Raw genomic sequence first — 14561 nt, 5'->3', positions numbered from 1 at the left:
ACATTCAATTCATAACAAGAAAGAAGGAATTCACATGAAGCAGTTGAACAATTTGTTGATCGCAATTCCGTTTATTCTTTTTGTGTATGCTCAGGTTATGGCAATTTATTTTTTACCTCAGTCGCTTGTGTTGGTGCATATAGTAGTTTTAGTAAGTATGACAGTTTTTATATTTTTAATAAAATGGAATTGGTCTTTCGCATTTATTGTTGGTACTACGTTACTGTATGGTTTTATTTTAACTTGGAGGGCATTTGGTGCACAACTACCTCAAGCGCAGCAAATAGAATTCATTGTGATGAATGTTATTTATTTTGTTTCACTTCTTGCAATCTGGTATTCAGCACAGCATCTTCATAAGTTGAAATTAACCTTAGAAAATGAAATGCAGAAAAAATCCAAATTACAGAAGTTTGTTAATGAACAATCTAGCTTGTTAACAAATAGAGAATTTACAGAGCGAGTGTCACTTAGTTTAGTTGGATTAAAGCGTAGAAATGAAATGGGATATCTAATGAAAATCAGTGCAAATATGATAAAAGATAATGAAAATATTTACAAAAAAGTATTGACTGAAGTAATTGAAGATTCCACGAGAGATCAGTTTGATTTCTTTACTTATACGGATTCTCTAACCTTTCTCATTTATTTACAAAATACAGATGAAGAAGGGTCCCGAGTTGTTCAATCTCGTGTTTTAAATAAATTAAGTAGAAAGATTAATATAAACGACCTTACTTTAATATTCACTACAAAACGAATTGATGACCTTCAAGACACAATTTCACATTTTAAAGTAGGTAGTTTCTCATGAAAACACTACTGTTTTGTGTGATGATATTTTTCGCGTTGCTGCTTATTTATTATTCGATATTAACTGTAGCTGGAATTTACTTTAGACAGAAAAAGCAAATAAAAAAACCATTAAAAGTATATCCTTCTGTGGCCATACTCATTCCTGCACATAATGAAGGAATTGTGATTCATAACACGTTGGAAGCGATGTTAAAACTAACATATCCCGGTCAATTGGATGTTTACTTACTTGATGATCAATCCATTGATAATACTGCAGATATCGGCCGAGAATTCTCGTCTCTTTTCACAAACTGCCATTATGTTCAAGTGCCCAATGGGAATCCAAAAGGAAAATCTCGGGTTTTAAATTATGGTCTATCTATTACTGAGTCGGAGTACTTCATAGTCTATGATGCTGATAATCAACCTAACGAAGATGCGTTAAAACTTCTGGTTGAAAAGGCGGTACAGACTCCAAATGCAGCAGGTGCTATTGGATATGTACGAACAATAAACCAAGAAAAAAATCTATTAACACGCATGATATCAATTGAGTTTCAAGTATTCCAATTACTGATGCAATGTGGTCGTTGGGCTCTTTTTAAAACGGGTTCACTTCCAGGGACGAATATGTTGTTGAAACGATCCGTAATTGAAGAAGTAGGTGGATATGATCCTTACGCATTAGCAGAAGATGCAGAACTGACGATTCGAATTACAGCAAAAGATTACCTATTGCCAGTAGTTCCTGAAGCTGAAACTTGGGAACAAGAACCTGAAAATCTCAAGGTTTTTATTAAACAAAGAACGAGATGGTTAATTGGTAACCTGTATTTACTTGAGAAATTATTTTATGATCCTACATTTTGGCGCGGAAAAGTGTTATACCATACCGGGCAACACCTTTTAACTTATTTCTTTTTTGTCATTATGTTACTTTTCTCAAATGTTTGGGTTGTATTAAATTTAGTGGGTGTGGACTTACCTGTTTTGACACAACCACTACTAATGATTTGGTTTTTAAGTTATATGGTCTTTTCGTTTCAGGTAGTAGGTAGCATGATCTTTAACCAAAATACATCTGCTATAAATTTACTTGTTGGAATGTTTATGTACTTCACCTATTCTCAGTTATTTCTAATCCTTTTATTTCGTGCTATTTATTCTTATTCCGTCAGCCGCTTACGCGGCAAAACAATTGCTTGGGATAAGACCAAGCGTTATAAAGAAGGACAAGTGTAATGGTGAAAAAGTTATCAAAGATAGTAATCCTGATTGTCACGATAGGGGGAGTTATTATTTATTTATATATGAAAGAGGGAAAAACGAGTGGAAGTTTAGATGCTATTGAAACTATTGAACTGAACTATATGACATATGATGGTTTAATTAAAAGTTATTCAATTACTGATAAACCAGAGTTTCTTGTGGAGAGTACGGGTTTATATATGGAACTACTATTACAACAAAAGAGGGAATCACATTTTCGAGATCAAGTAGAAGTTCTAAAAGAATATTTTATCGTTCGAGTTGGAGACGATTACTTTATTAAGTGGAAGACGGGAATGGATATTTCAGTGAATGCATTTATTGATGATCTGCGAATTGTTAATATCCTTTTGCAAGCCGCAGTTATATTTCATAACGAAGAATATGCAACTCTAGCGAATGAGCTTTTGGCTTCTGTGAAAAAACACCAAATTGTTAATGGTCAAATAGCTCAGTATTACGACTGGGAATCAGATTATCTTGCACCGACAATGGTCAATAGCTATTTACATGATGACTACCTAAGCCTTCTTAAGATTGACAAATTTCCGACACCATCCGATGTAGGTGTTTTTTTCGCAGAAGAACAGATGATTAAGAGTGATAAATCCATTTCCTCAGAAGAAGCACATATGGTAGACCAACTTCTCATAGCTACTTATTGTTTGGGGAAATCTTGTGAAAATAGAAGCTTTGATAAATGGTTAAAAAAACAATGGGAACAAGAGAAAACTATTTATGGACGCTATAACAAAGAAAATAGAAAAGCAACGGTTAAGTATGAATCTCGTGCTGTTTATGCCTTAGCTGTTCGTTACTTTAAAAAAAATCATTCGCCTTTAGCACATGAAATAATCATTGAAAAATCGTCCTTTTTCAGTACTAGAACTGATAAAAAAACACATTTTTTTGACTATGTTCATGGAGTGATTGTAAGCAATGAAAACTAAAATAATCTTACTGGTAACTGTATTTATGTTTTGTATTCTATCAGCGTATGCTCCTGTATTTGCTGAAGAAAAAAGTAGAGCATTGATTATTTACTCACCTAACGATTTAGAGGATTTAACACAAGTTCGTATATTAGATACAATCGTTAGCCGTTTTACTAGCGACATTACGATTGCTTCAGATGAAGAATCGCTGAATTTGGACGAATACTCTCACGTTTTTTATATTGGTCTTATTAAAAAGAAGATTTCTACTAGCCTTATTCAACAAATGGAAGAGTTCAAAGGGGAAATGGTGTTCTTTGGAAGTAATGTAGAGCAATTAACGAAGAGGTTTGAGTTTGTGAGTACAGGTGAGTTCGAAACAATTCGTTCAGTATCGATTCCTCAATCGGATATAACAACGGAAATAGAAGAAACAAGACGCATAACAAAAATAAACGTGAAAGAAAATCAGGAAATATTAGTGTTGGGGGATGATACAAAACCACTAATTATTCATGATAAAAATTCCTATTATGTTGGGACTACTAATTTCCATAATCCCATTGGAATGGTTATTGGAGAAACCCTATATGAAATCTTTGATAAACAGAAGAATGGTCAGAAGGTAAAATATTTACGGTTGGAAGATATTCACCCGAAAACGGATGCTAAAAATCTTAAAAATATAGCCATGTACTTGAAAAATCAGAAGATACCCTATCTAGTTACGGTTATTCCAGTCTATACCTCAACGAAGACAAAAGAAGAAATTCACTTTTCTGATGTACCGAAGTTGGTTGAGGTTTTGAAGTATATGCAAAAAAATGGAGCAAGTTTTGTTCTACATGGATATAAGCATCAATATAGAGAAACTGAAACAGGTGAAGGCTTCGAATTTTGGGATGTGCAAAATAACCGGCCAATATACCAATCTAAAGACGATAAAATCATTATCCCTACAAATCAAGAAGAACAATTAATGCTCGAAGAATATGAAAGGCAATATATTAAAGACGCGATTGAAAATGGAGTAACAGAAATGATTGCCCATAATCTCTACCCACTTGCTTTTGAAGCACCACATTATGCGATGTCGCAGTCTGGTTATGAAATACTATCTGGGTATTTTTCAACATACGTTGGGCAATTACAAATCACCGATCAATCAAGGAAAAGTACGTACGGTTCAATTACAAGTGGAAAGCCCAGTTTTTTACATGGAATGACGTCCATCCCTGAAACGATGGGATATATTGAAAAAGACATTCGTAACCCTGAAAATCCTTTTGCAGAAAGTCTACAAAACATGAAGTCAATGGGTGACGACGTCTCTCAATATTCGGATGGATATCTGGGTGCTTTTTATCACCCATATTTAGGGCTAGATACATTAAAAGAAGTCATTAAAATTTTAAATTCTTTCCCCAACACAACTTGGCTTGATCTAAAACAACTCCCGAATAAAGTTGAAGTAGAGAATGTCCTTATTCAATCAAAAAACGGAGAAGTTACGATTGAAAAAAATATCGTATCGAGTGATTATGAAATGAACATATTTGTTAAAAATTCGTTCATGTATGTGCTAATATTGGGCGGGTTACTATTTTGTTTTGCCGTCTATTTTATAGCAGCTCGTCAAAACAATATGCCAACATCGAACCTAAAAAGGGATCAAGCTAAATAAGAGTGAAAAAAGAGCTTAAACGGTTACTAAAACGTTCAAGCTCTTTTTTAGTCGATTTGCATACGATTGTATCGTCAGAAAAGATGTTTTATTTTTCTTCTTCTTTGACAGGATTCTTTTTCAACCACTCTGTTCCAAATTCAACAAGTGGTTTCATTTGAATAACACGACAATCCGCTTGACCTAACTTAGCAACAAAAACTTCATTTGTATGTGTTTTTTCAAAAGCTTCTCCAAGCTCTGGGAAACGATCCGAATCTCCATCAACAGATTGGTACTCAATCCACAGTCGCTCACCATCCACTAACATCGCCGCACCTTGGTTAGTATACGTTTTCGTCTCAAGTAAATTCTCAGATAGATGTAGAGCCGTACAAGAATCATAACCGACACCAATTAACAAAATTTTGACGTGTTCATTTAAAAACGAACCGAGTGGTGAACTCATTCCAAAAGACTCTTCTAAGGGATGTTCCATCATCCATTTTTCTGCATTTTTACCCCACGCCATAAAACTATGTACAGGATGGTAACTACGAATCGTTTTCGGATGACGATGAAAACATTCGGCAATCTTTCCCATTCCACGTAATGGTGTTAAGTGTGGATCGTATGCAGGCATATGTTGACGAATGGGTTCATGCCAATCTTTCGGAACAGGTGGCAGCATCCAATAGGAAGGCTCAGAGTTCTCTGCAGATTGTGCCGCCATGACGATGGTTCCTTCAGGTGTAATGGTTTCCATCAATGCATCAATAACTGCTTTCGCTCCACCTGCGATCCATCCCATGGACTTAATAGAAGAGTGGACCATTATTGAATCTCCTGCTTGAATACCAAGCGTCTGTAATTGTTGTTTTACCGTTTCCACTGATTGAAAAGAAGTGGTTTCTTGTACACGATCAAATTCACTCATATTTTATGCCCCCGCATCATTAATAGCTTAATTGTATAGGAGAAACGAATACATTGAAAACCCTGAATATTCTCCATAAAAAAGCCGTTGTGGATTTATTCCAAAACGGCATGTATGCTATTCGTATTTTTCGATTTCAGCTACTTTGACAATCGCTTTCCCAAGGTTTGCACCTTTGAAGAGATCCAAGAATGCATCGATAGTATGGTCAAAGCCGTCTGTAATCGTTTCTTCATACTTGAGTTTGCCTTCAGTTAACCAAGTTGCAAGATCCTTTGCACCTTCGCCAAAACGAGAGGAATAGTTACCAATTGTAAAGCCTTGCATCAATGAGCTAGTCTTGATTAAATAACCTTGCACACGCGGTCCAACATCTACATTTTCATTATTGTAAGCTGAAATAGCGCCACACACAGGAATTCTCGCAAAGTTATTTAACAGCGGGAAGACAGCGTCAGCAATTTCTCCTCCGACATTTTCAAAGTAAACATCAATGCCATTAGGACAAGCTTTACGTAAGGCTTCCGCAACATTTTGCGTTTTGTAATTGATGGCTGCATCAAATCCTAATTCGTCTAGAAGGAACTTCACTTTCTCGTCTGAACCTGCAATTCCCACAACATGAGCACCTTTAATTTTTGCGATTTGCCCAACAATAGAACCAACTGCTCCAGCTGCCCCGGAAACGACAACGGTTTCGCCTTCTTTAGGCTTACCGATATCGAGTAAGCCAAAGTATGCTGTCAATCCAGTCATCCCAAGCACACTCAAATACGCAGAGGCGGGAGCAAGAGTAGGGTCAATTTTCCGAACCGTGTTTTCTTTTGCAATGCTGAATTCTTGCCAAGGAAGTGATCCTAAAACCACATCGCCTTTTTTAAAAAGTACGGATTTAGAGTCAACTACTTGTGCCACCACACCACTTGAAATCATTTGGTTTAACTCAAATGGAGGAATATATGATTTCGTGTCATTCATACGTCCACGTAAATAGGGATCAACAGAAATATAGACCGTTTTAACAAGGACCTCGCCTTCAGATGGTTCACCAATCGGTGCATTCACCATTTCGAAATCTTCTTTTGTTGGAGTAGCTGTAGGTCGTTTAACGAGTTTAATTTGTTTTTGCAAATTGAACATCCTTTCATTCACATAGAGTAACGTGTATGTAGTAATGTAACTTACTTGGCAAATTTTTTCATGAAAAAAGTCCTCAACCATAGTTAAGGACGTCTGTGATAGCTATTTTATCAATTCAATTTCTTTTTTCTGATCATTAAACCACGTGATGTCGACATCTATTTTGGTATGATTGTCCTTAATATCGAACGTTTCAACAATTTGATTAATGATTTCTTCATCGGACATATCTTCTTTTAGTTTAAGATTACCTAAGAAAATTCTCAGTTTGGCCATGGCATCGTCACCTGTCACATCTGCATTATCATCATCCACATTTCTATATTCAGCATCCGTTGAGTCTTTCTTTTCCTCATAATTCACATCAATTGCTTCTTCTTGATCTGGATAATCTACTTCCAGTTCAAATTTTTTAAATCCAAATGACTCACCGGTATCAGCTGGATCTTCACCAGTTGTATCGTCTTCGATATCATTGCTCGTATTATTATTTGTTACGTCTTTTGTAATCTCGTCCTTATCGCCACAAGCACCAAGTAAAGCGGTAGAAAGTATTAAACTGGCGACGATTTTTGATTTTTTGAATGTCATGTTCATCATCCTTTCGATTTGATTTGTATTGGTATGCCCAAAAATGAACAAATTAACAGTACTTTAATCAATTTTGTATTTTTTTATAGAAGGCTATGTTATATGTTGTTGTTGATATTCCGCAAAACAGCTATGCTTTCCGCGGGCTTGCGCCGAACTAACTCGGACTTAACGTCCGAGTGGATTTCTGCACTTCGCTGTTCCCGCTGGAGTCTTCACTGTTTTGCTCCATATCACTAAATCGAAGCTATCTCATATACTTGTTCACCAGAATGATTGTAGTAGAAGGCGGCGGGAAAACATGGTGCTCCTGCGGTTACTCGTCGCAAACTGAGCCTTATAGAAATAATTACGATGAATTTAATCATAATACGAACAGATGGAATCATAATAAATATTGAAAGCATTTTAGCAGAATTCGGCATTAAACCAAAAAAATGCGAAAGTTGAATCACTAGCTGGTGGTTTCCAAAACCATGTCGTTTGATTTTTAATGGATCACCATTTGTATGTTTTCAAAAGGCATACTTAGGAAAAATTCCTTCCAGTAGATCCTGAATAATAATGTACGTGTTCATCATCGAAGGTAGTTGTCCCTGAAAATTCATGGTAGTGTGTCCCGTCATTCAAGTAGACAGGATATCCAGTAGTACCTGAAAATTGATGAACATGCCCATCTATAAAGGTAGTTGTTCCTTGATAAGAATGAACGTGGTTCATCGTGTTATATGCTGGCGTGGTTTCTCCCTGCACTGTATGCGAATGACCATCATTTATCGTTGTTTCCGTGGCAATTTGGTGGATATGAACATCTGGGTAAGTCCATCTCATTCCCGAAATACCGTGTTCGTGCAAAAAACTTCCTCCTTATTCTTTATGGTCATCTATATGTCTATGTGACAATAAACTAATTCGTCACAAACACCGTGCAATTTTAGCTGTATTCGAATTCGCCTGTGATATTCTAATAGCCACAAATGATAGACTCATTGACAATGACAGTATCACATCGGTTAGTTTTGCAAACACGATTAAGTTGATGATGCAAGCTCAACAAGCAGCGATGGCAGCAACGAGTGCGGCAGTCGCGTCAAGTGGTAGAGGAGAATGGTAGAATAATGAAGAATATATGTATATAGACTTCAGGAGGTGTTTCTTTTGAAAGAAACCGGACTTTGGATTAATGGAGCTTGGCGTGAAGCAAGTGAAACGTATGATTTGAAAGCTCCTTATGATGGGAAACTGCTTGCGAAAATAGCAAAAGGAACAGCGGAAGATGTAAAAGTAGCGATTGCTGGAGCGGAACAAGCTTTTCATTCCTACAAAAAATGGACGGCTTACGATCGAGCAGAAATGTTATATAAAGTTGTAAATATCATGCGTGAACGCAAAGAAGAACTGGCGAAGATTATGGCGCAAGAAGCAGGGAAACCACTAAAAACGGCACGTGCTGAAGTGGATCGCACAATTGCTACATATCAATTTTCTGCAGAAGAAGCGAAGCAATATCGCGGGGAAACGATTCCTATGGATGCAGCACCTGGTGGAGCAAATCGAATCGGTTGGACTAAAAAAGAAGCGATTGGTGTAGTTTCAGCTATCACACCATTTAACTTTCCTTTTAACCTGGTAGCACACAAACTTGGACCTGCATTTGCGGTGGGTAATACCGTCGTTTTAAAACCAGCAACACAAACGCCATTAAGCTCAATCGTCATGGCAGAAATTTTTAAAGAAGCAGGTTTACCTGATGGGGTCCTTCAAATTATTACTGGGAGTGGCAGTCAATTAAGTGACTCGCTCATTACTCATCCAGAAGTGAAAAAAGTAACGTTTACCGGCAGTGTACCTGTTGGATTATCCATTAAAGAAAAAGTGGGCTTGCGTAAAATCACGCTAGAGCTAGGTTCCAACTCTGCGCTAATTGTAGAGCCGAGTGTGCCGATTGAAAAAATCGTGAAACGTTGCGTCGAAGGAGCTTTCGGTTTTGCTGGACAAGTGTGTATTTCCTTACAACGCATTTATGTGAATCGTCAAGTGCATGATGAATTTGTACAGGCATTTGTGGAAGAAACGAAAAAATTAATAGTAGGCGATCCACTAGATGAAAATACAGATGTTGGTTCCATGATCCATCCTGACGAAGTAGAACGTATTGTTAATTGGATTGAAGAAGCCAAGACTCTAGGTGCATCGGTCGCAACAGGTGGAGAGTTTACCGAACGTCAATTAAAGCCCACAGTCATGATCAATGTAAATGAAGACATGCAAATTGTATGCGAAGAAGTTTTTGCACCAATCGTTTCAATTATTCCTTATGACACATTAGATGAAGCGATTGGCTACGTAAATAATTCTAAATTCGGTTTAAATGCAGCGATTTACACAAACGTCTTAACAGATGCCATGAGAGCTGCAGACGAAATTGAAGCGGGAGCCGTTATTATTAATGACATTCCCACTTTCCGTACAGATCATATGCCGTACGGCGGAATCAAAATGAGTGGTTACGGTCGCGAAGGCGTGAAGTTTGCCGTTGATGAAATGACCGAAATGAAGTTTATTACAATGAAAACAGTATTTTAAATTGATCAATAAAAAAGCAATCCACTCTTTAGAGCGGGTTGCTTTTTTGTCCATTCAGTGCGGGTTTTCGTCCACTTAGACAAAGTTTTTGTCCATCCAAATTCATTTCTGTCCACTTAACCTAACTTTTCGTCCATTCGCTGTGGAGAGGACAGTATTCTTCTATAGAAAGACACTAATCTCAATTTTGTAACATGGAGAAGGAGTATATGATTTTTGGCAACTCCAGCGGGAATAACATGAGGTGAAGACCCCGCGGAAAGCGTCCGCCTGTTTCTGCATCGCTTCGCTAGCTTCGAAACATGGAAGTGAGCTGTAACGGAAATCAAACTGAAAAGAGGGCTGCCCATGAAAGTCATTTTAAAATGACTTTTATGACAGCCCCTTAGTCATTTCCCTTCAAGAAAAAGTCCTTCGAAAAGACAAGCCCTATCACAAATAACAGCAGGGCAAAGTAAGCGGGTAGTATATGAACAAAAGAAGTGTACCCAATAGCAAAATGTATGACAATACCTGCACTAAAAGCAGGTATTCCTCCGATTAAAAATGTATACCACACCCATTTTTGACCTTGTTGAAAGCCCCACAATGACAGCATCAATACTAATAATCCCACACTAATTAAGGAACTTCCTAAGCCTGCTCGGTCATGGGCAATTACTGGAATTAGTCGTTCGTTTATCGCATTCAGTTGATCAGGTGACATACAGATATATGTTAGATCGGTCGGTACAAACACTCCGGAAACGCCAATTGTGGAAATGACGAAACCACCAAGAATAAATGAGATTCCAAGAATCACAAATGCGAATTGACCCCATAATCCTTTTTTCCAAGCGGAATCGTTGGTGCGGTTACTAGATGCTGGATGCTCAGCGAAGTTTCTAGTTGTTCGATAACCCATCCAGAAAAAGGGTAGTAGAATAAGCCACAGTAGCCCATGTAACCAATCGAAATATCCAAATCCAATAAACAGAAGGATCCCAAGAAATCCAACTACTCCGGCAATATGAATTACTTTTTTTGCCCAATACATGCCGTATCTAACACCATAACGAGCTATTTGCATGTAAAGAAATCCTCCAGAAATCATCGTTCCGGCTAACGTCATCCGATCATGTTGCATGAATCGGATAATGTTCGGATTTATTGTCATTAGTTGTTCGCGCGTTAACTGTAAAAACGCTTCATCGTATGGTAAGACAATTACTGTCATACTTATGAGTAAAGCAAGCATCCCTCCAAGAAGCATAATCAAACCAAATAACCAATGCCAAATCCAGCCTCTATACTCGGTTCTTTCCTGTCCTTTAACACTCATTAACGCTTCATTAATTCTTTTCGGAAGTCCAGGACCTGAAAAGACATAGCCACTCGACAGCATGACAAGATTAGCTCCCGATTGAAATAAAGACAACGCGTCTTCAGGTTCGAGGATTCCACCTGAAACGATAATAGGGAGATCTGTTATTACCTTAATATCTTGGATTGTCTTTGATAAGTTATCTACTTGGACGAGTGGAAACAGTTGCCTAGATCCCGTATCAATGGCTTGTTCCTCTATCATGATGCCATCTATATATTTTTTTCCTACTAGGTTCGACAAATAGTCAATATCCAGTTGTTGATGGGAGAACGAGTAACATAATGGCTTTGATTTTACTGACCTCTTTATCGTTTCCAAATCTCTATCGCTAAACTTTTCCTCTAAGATAAAAGCATCCCCGTAGTCAAATAAGGTCTCTACTAATGAGGAAGTTTCTTCGCAGGAGCCAGTTGTTCCAATTCGAATAAAGAGTGGCTTTTTAAATGTCTTCAGCTCTTTAAGCTTATTAACGGTTTTCTTTAGACCAAGAGACTCTAATGGATAAGAATATACGAGATTGTCCCTCGCTTCAGTAAATCGTGGGGAACTTGACTCAATGGGCATTGGGGAAACAGGGCCCATTTCTAAAAATCCCAGTCCGAGATTGCCAAAAGCCTTAGTCCCCGTTAATTTGGGGTCGATTTTCCCGCTTAAACCTACTGGGTTCGAGATGGTCAGACCAAAAATGGTTGTTTCGAGCTTTTGGGAGGGTTCCGTATGACCAAGATTTTTAATTAAACTGCTTCCCCCTGGGATTGTAGAGATGAGACTCATGCCACGATGGATAAATTCTCTTCCATAGGAATCCGGCAAACGGGTAAGCGTTGGTTTAAAAACAGTATGATAAGACCAATCGGGCAATGAAATCACATCCTGAAAAAGATAATAACGATACACCTACTTAACTAACCTTTGCTGGTCATTCAAATAGTAAATTTACTTTGCAAAATAAACCTTTATTTAACTTCTACAACAAATGTGTAGGAAACTTCACCGTTTGGCCAAGTTGCGAATACTTCATATATATATCTACCTTTACTTGCTGGAGCTGTTATTTGATTTTCATTTAACTCAATTTCTATTTCTCTTTCGTTATTATTCCATAAATAAACAAATAGTTGGGGATTTTCTTCAATATCAATTGTAATTTTTTGATTTGGTTCTATCGCAATGGCTTTGAAATCTTCTGCAATTTGGTAAGGAGAGGCTGCATCAGTTTGTATAACTTGAGTTTCTGAACCTTGTTTCCTTTCCCACCTATATCCACCGGCTTTCATTTCATGTTGTGTGTCATCAATTTTTATGGTTCCAGAAATAGTAGGAGGAAATTCATTTTCATTACTTGCATTAACATCTACCCCCGCGTTAACCTGACCGTTCGAACAACCAGAGATCCAAAGTAAAGAACAAACTATTATGGCAAATAACAATGGTTTCATTTTCAAATGTATTCCTCCCTTTGATAAATTGACGAGTAATGAAATACAAGAGTTTCACTTTTCAAAAGAAGGTGAAAAATTTTTAGTGGCTTAAATATATAGTTTAATCGGATTCGCAAGGGTTTTATTTCGACTTCAACCAACTTTCATTAAGTTTCACCCGATTTTTTCCTGAAAAAGCCCTCTTGCGAAGTGGCAAGAGGGCCAAGCTAGTTCATCGGATTTGGGGGGAAAGTCATTTTACATCTATACTCTATAATAAAATGCACTTTACTTACATAAGTTAATGCCTTGAGCTGTTCATTTGTGATAATTGATTTGTTAAATAATCAATTTGTTTTTGCATTTGTTTCAATTGATTTTCTTGGTTTTTCTGGATTTCTAGATTTTTTGCATCTGTTTCATCGCTCTTAATTGATTCTTCTAAGGCTAATACAGCTGAAACTGTGGCTAAAGCATCAGCAAAGGTAGTAATCGCTGATGCAATGACGGCAAGTTTTGCAGAAAAATTTTCTGGAAGCGTATTGTTTTGAACATTATGACCAAAATTCATATTGTTTTTATTCAATGTCTTAGCCTCCAGTTTATTCATTGAAGTTAAAAGTATTTCGTACTATGCATTATTTAATGCGTAAAATTACATTTCTGTGTAGTAAATCTTCAATATAAGCAATATAAAAGCAAAAACTTGATGGTATTCGACATGGACTCATTCAAATGACTAATAACTGGTTTAGTAAGTAATCATCAACTTTACATTTAATAAAAGAGTTTTCTAGAAAGGTGAAGTAATTTCATATAATTTTTTCATCGACTTCGAATATGATTTGATCCGTTTCGCAAGCACTTTAATCGGCTCCACACGAGTTTTATTTGGCTTTAACCAGTATTTATTCCGTTTCAACCAATTTCCTCCTAAAAAAACCACCTGCGCTTGCGCAAGTGGTTACAATACTTCAATTAAAACTACGATTAAACAATTTCCACTGCTTTCGACGCAGCAATCAACTCACGGATACTATCTAGATCACCAGCATGAAGGGCGTCGACAATACGACTGCCGACAATGACGCCGTCTGCTAGTTTGCCCATTTCTCGAACTTGCTCTGGCGTAGATATCCCAAAGCCTGCCATGACTGGAACAGAACTCACTTTTTTCAGCTTCGCTAAATGCTCCCCAACGTTTGTTGCAAATTCTGCTCGAGCTCCCGTGATTCCAGTTACGGTTACGGCATAAAGGAATCCTTCAGAAGCTTTTGCAATGCGTTCGATTCGCTCGACAGGGCTAGTTAAACTTACTAATTGAACCAGTGCTAAATCGTGTTTAATAAATTCATCATGCACAATCGCACTTTCTTCAAGTGGCAAATCTGGAACAATCAACCCACTCACGCCGAATTTTGAGCAATCCTTTGCAAATGTCTCAATGCCATAGCGGAACACTGGATTCAAGTACGTCATTAAAACAATTGGAATGGTCACTTCATCTTGTAAGCGACCGATTTCTTCTAATACTCCACGCAATGTCACTCCTGCTGTCAAGGCACGCTTACCAGCTTCTTGTATAGTCGGTCCATCTGCAACCGGGTCTGAAAAAGGAATCCCTAGTTCGACCGCCGTGGCACCAGCTTCTTGTAGAAACAGTAATTGCTCACGGAGTTTTGACAATCCACCGTCTCCGGCCATGATATACGGAATAAACGCTTTTCCGCCTGTTGAGACTTGCTGTTCAATGGCAGATTGTAATTTCATTTTAGTCATTCGTTCCACCTCCAAGAGCATCACGTACAGTAACAACATCTTTGTCCCCACGCCCTGATAAACAAATGACAACAAT

At 37.5% G+C, this 14561-nt stretch carries 14 protein-coding genes; 5 read left to right on the top strand and 9 right to left on the bottom strand.

Features of this window, described 5'->3' with window-relative positions:
- The first annotated feature begins 34 nt into the window (after positions 1–34).
- From WBG45_RS07990 to WBG45_RS07975, 4 genes are read left to right on the top strand one after another with little or no spacing between them, the layout of a single operon-like run.
- Positions 35–814 carry a hypothetical protein gene (locus tag WBG45_RS07990; protein ID WP_424413546.1) on the top strand — a complete coding sequence of 260 codons (780 nt, stop codon included), beginning with the start codon at positions 35–37 and terminating at the stop codon, positions 812–814.
- Positions 811–2040, top strand: coding sequence for a glycosyltransferase family 2 protein (locus tag WBG45_RS07985; protein WP_424413544.1), 1230 nt, complete (start codon positions 811–813; stop codon positions 2038–2040). Before WBG45_RS07990 ends, WBG45_RS07985 begins: the two co-directional genes overlap by 4 nt.
- On the top strand, positions 2040–3017 hold the full coding sequence (locus tag WBG45_RS07980) for a hypothetical protein (protein WP_424413543.1): 978 nt from the start codon (positions 2040–2042) through the stop codon (positions 3015–3017). Before WBG45_RS07985 ends, WBG45_RS07980 begins: the two co-directional genes overlap by 1 nt.
- Positions 3007–4686 carry a DUF2334 domain-containing protein gene (locus WBG45_RS07975; RefSeq protein ID WP_424413541.1) on the top strand — a complete coding sequence of 560 codons (1680 nt, stop codon included), beginning with the start codon at positions 3007–3009 and terminating at the stop codon, positions 4684–4686. The genes WBG45_RS07980 and WBG45_RS07975 overlap by 11 nt, the downstream gene beginning before the upstream one ends.
- An 88-nt stretch (positions 4687–4774) precedes the next feature.
- Here the strand turns inward: WBG45_RS07975 and WBG45_RS07970 are convergent, their stop codons facing one another.
- The 4 genes from WBG45_RS07970 to WBG45_RS07955 all read right to left on the bottom strand — a co-directional run bounded on the left by WBG45_RS07970 (position 4775) and on the right by WBG45_RS07955 (position 8188).
- Positions 4775–5602, bottom strand: coding sequence for an aminoglycoside N(3)-acetyltransferase (locus tag WBG45_RS07970; protein WP_424413539.1), 828 nt, complete (start codon positions 5600–5602; stop codon positions 4775–4777).
- A 117-nt stretch (positions 5603–5719) separates the two neighbouring features.
- Entirely contained in the window at positions 5720–6742 is a 1023-nt protein-coding gene (locus WBG45_RS07965; protein ID WP_424413537.1) for an NADP-dependent oxidoreductase, read from the bottom strand.
- A 102-nt stretch (positions 6743–6844) separates the two neighbouring features.
- Positions 6845–7333 (bottom strand): YusW family protein, encoded by a 489-nt coding sequence (locus WBG45_RS07960; RefSeq protein ID WP_424413536.1) that lies wholly within the window; start codon positions 7331–7333, stop codon positions 6845–6847.
- A 528-nt stretch (positions 7334–7861) separates the two neighbouring features.
- Entirely contained in the window at positions 7862–8188 is a 327-nt protein-coding gene (locus tag WBG45_RS07955; protein ID WP_424413535.1) for a YmaF family protein, read from the bottom strand.
- Positions 8189–8491: 303 nt separating this feature from the next.
- Between WBG45_RS07955 and WBG45_RS07950 the strand changes: the two genes are divergently transcribed.
- Positions 8492–9919, top strand: coding sequence for an aldehyde dehydrogenase family protein (locus tag WBG45_RS07950; RefSeq protein ID WP_424413533.1), 1428 nt, complete (start codon positions 8492–8494; stop codon positions 9917–9919).
- Positions 9920–10304: 385 nt separating this feature from the next.
- Here the strand turns inward: WBG45_RS07950 and WBG45_RS07945 are convergent, their stop codons facing one another.
- From WBG45_RS07945 to trpA, 5 genes are all read right to left on the bottom strand, one after another.
- Positions 10305–12146 carry a dihydroorotate dehydrogenase gene (locus WBG45_RS07945; RefSeq protein WP_424413531.1) on the bottom strand — a complete coding sequence of 614 codons (1842 nt, stop codon included), beginning with the start codon at positions 12144–12146 and terminating at the stop codon, positions 10305–10307.
- 95 nt (positions 12147–12241) lie between these two features.
- A complete protein-coding gene (locus tag WBG45_RS07940; RefSeq protein WP_424413529.1) occupies positions 12242–12730 on the bottom strand; it encodes a hypothetical protein in 489 nt (162 codons plus the stop codon).
- A gap of 277 nt (positions 12731–13007) precedes the next feature.
- Entirely contained in the window at positions 13008–13292 is a 285-nt protein-coding gene (locus WBG45_RS07935) for a hypothetical protein (protein WP_424413528.1), read from the bottom strand.
- A gap of 207 nt (positions 13293–13499) precedes the next feature.
- Positions 13500–13628 (bottom strand): hypothetical protein, encoded by a 129-nt coding sequence (locus WBG45_RS07930; RefSeq protein WP_424413527.1) that lies wholly within the window; start codon positions 13626–13628, stop codon positions 13500–13502.
- A 68-nt stretch (positions 13629–13696) separates the two neighbouring features.
- Positions 13697–14485 carry a tryptophan synthase subunit alpha gene (trpA, locus tag WBG45_RS07925; protein WP_424413525.1) on the bottom strand — a complete coding sequence of 263 codons (789 nt, stop codon included), beginning with the start codon at positions 14483–14485 and terminating at the stop codon, positions 13697–13699.
- Between the last annotated feature and the right edge of the window lie 76 nt (positions 14486–14561).

Origin of the sequence: Paenisporosarcina sp. (genome assembly GCF_049671445.1) — a bacterium.
Lineage (GTDB): Bacteria > Bacillota > Bacilli > Bacillales_A > Planococcaceae > Paenisporosarcina.
The sequence above is the reverse complement of the archived record's forward strand: the minus strand, read 5'-3'. Positions and strand labels throughout refer to the sequence as shown.

Bases quoted from the DNA above. Each gene is read 5' to 3' on its own strand.
- WBG45_RS07965 (WP_424413537.1), bottom strand. From the start codon at position 6,742: ATGTTCAATTTGCAAAAACAAATTAAACTCGTTAAACGACCTACAGCT.
- trpA (WP_424413525.1), bottom strand. From the start codon at position 14,485: ATGACTAAAATGAAATTACAATCTGCCATTGAACAGCAAGTCTCAACA.
- WBG45_RS07980 (WP_424413543.1), top strand. From the start codon at position 2,040: ATGGTGAAAAAGTTATCAAAGATAGTAATCCTGATTGTCACGATAGGG.
- WBG45_RS07970 (WP_424413539.1), bottom strand. From the start codon at position 5,602: ATGAGTGAATTTGATCGTGTACAAGAAACCACTTCTTTTCAATCAGTG.
- WBG45_RS07960 (WP_424413536.1), bottom strand. From the start codon at position 7,333: ATGACATTCAAAAAATCAAAAATCGTCGCCAGTTTAATACTTTCTACC.
- WBG45_RS07985 (WP_424413544.1), top strand. From the start codon at position 811: ATGAAAACACTACTGTTTTGTGTGATGATATTTTTCGCGTTGCTGCTT.
- WBG45_RS07990 (WP_424413546.1), top strand. From the start codon at position 35: ATGAAGCAGTTGAACAATTTGTTGATCGCAATTCCGTTTATTCTTTTT.
- WBG45_RS07975 (WP_424413541.1), top strand. From the start codon at position 3,007: ATGAAAACTAAAATAATCTTACTGGTAACTGTATTTATGTTTTGTATT.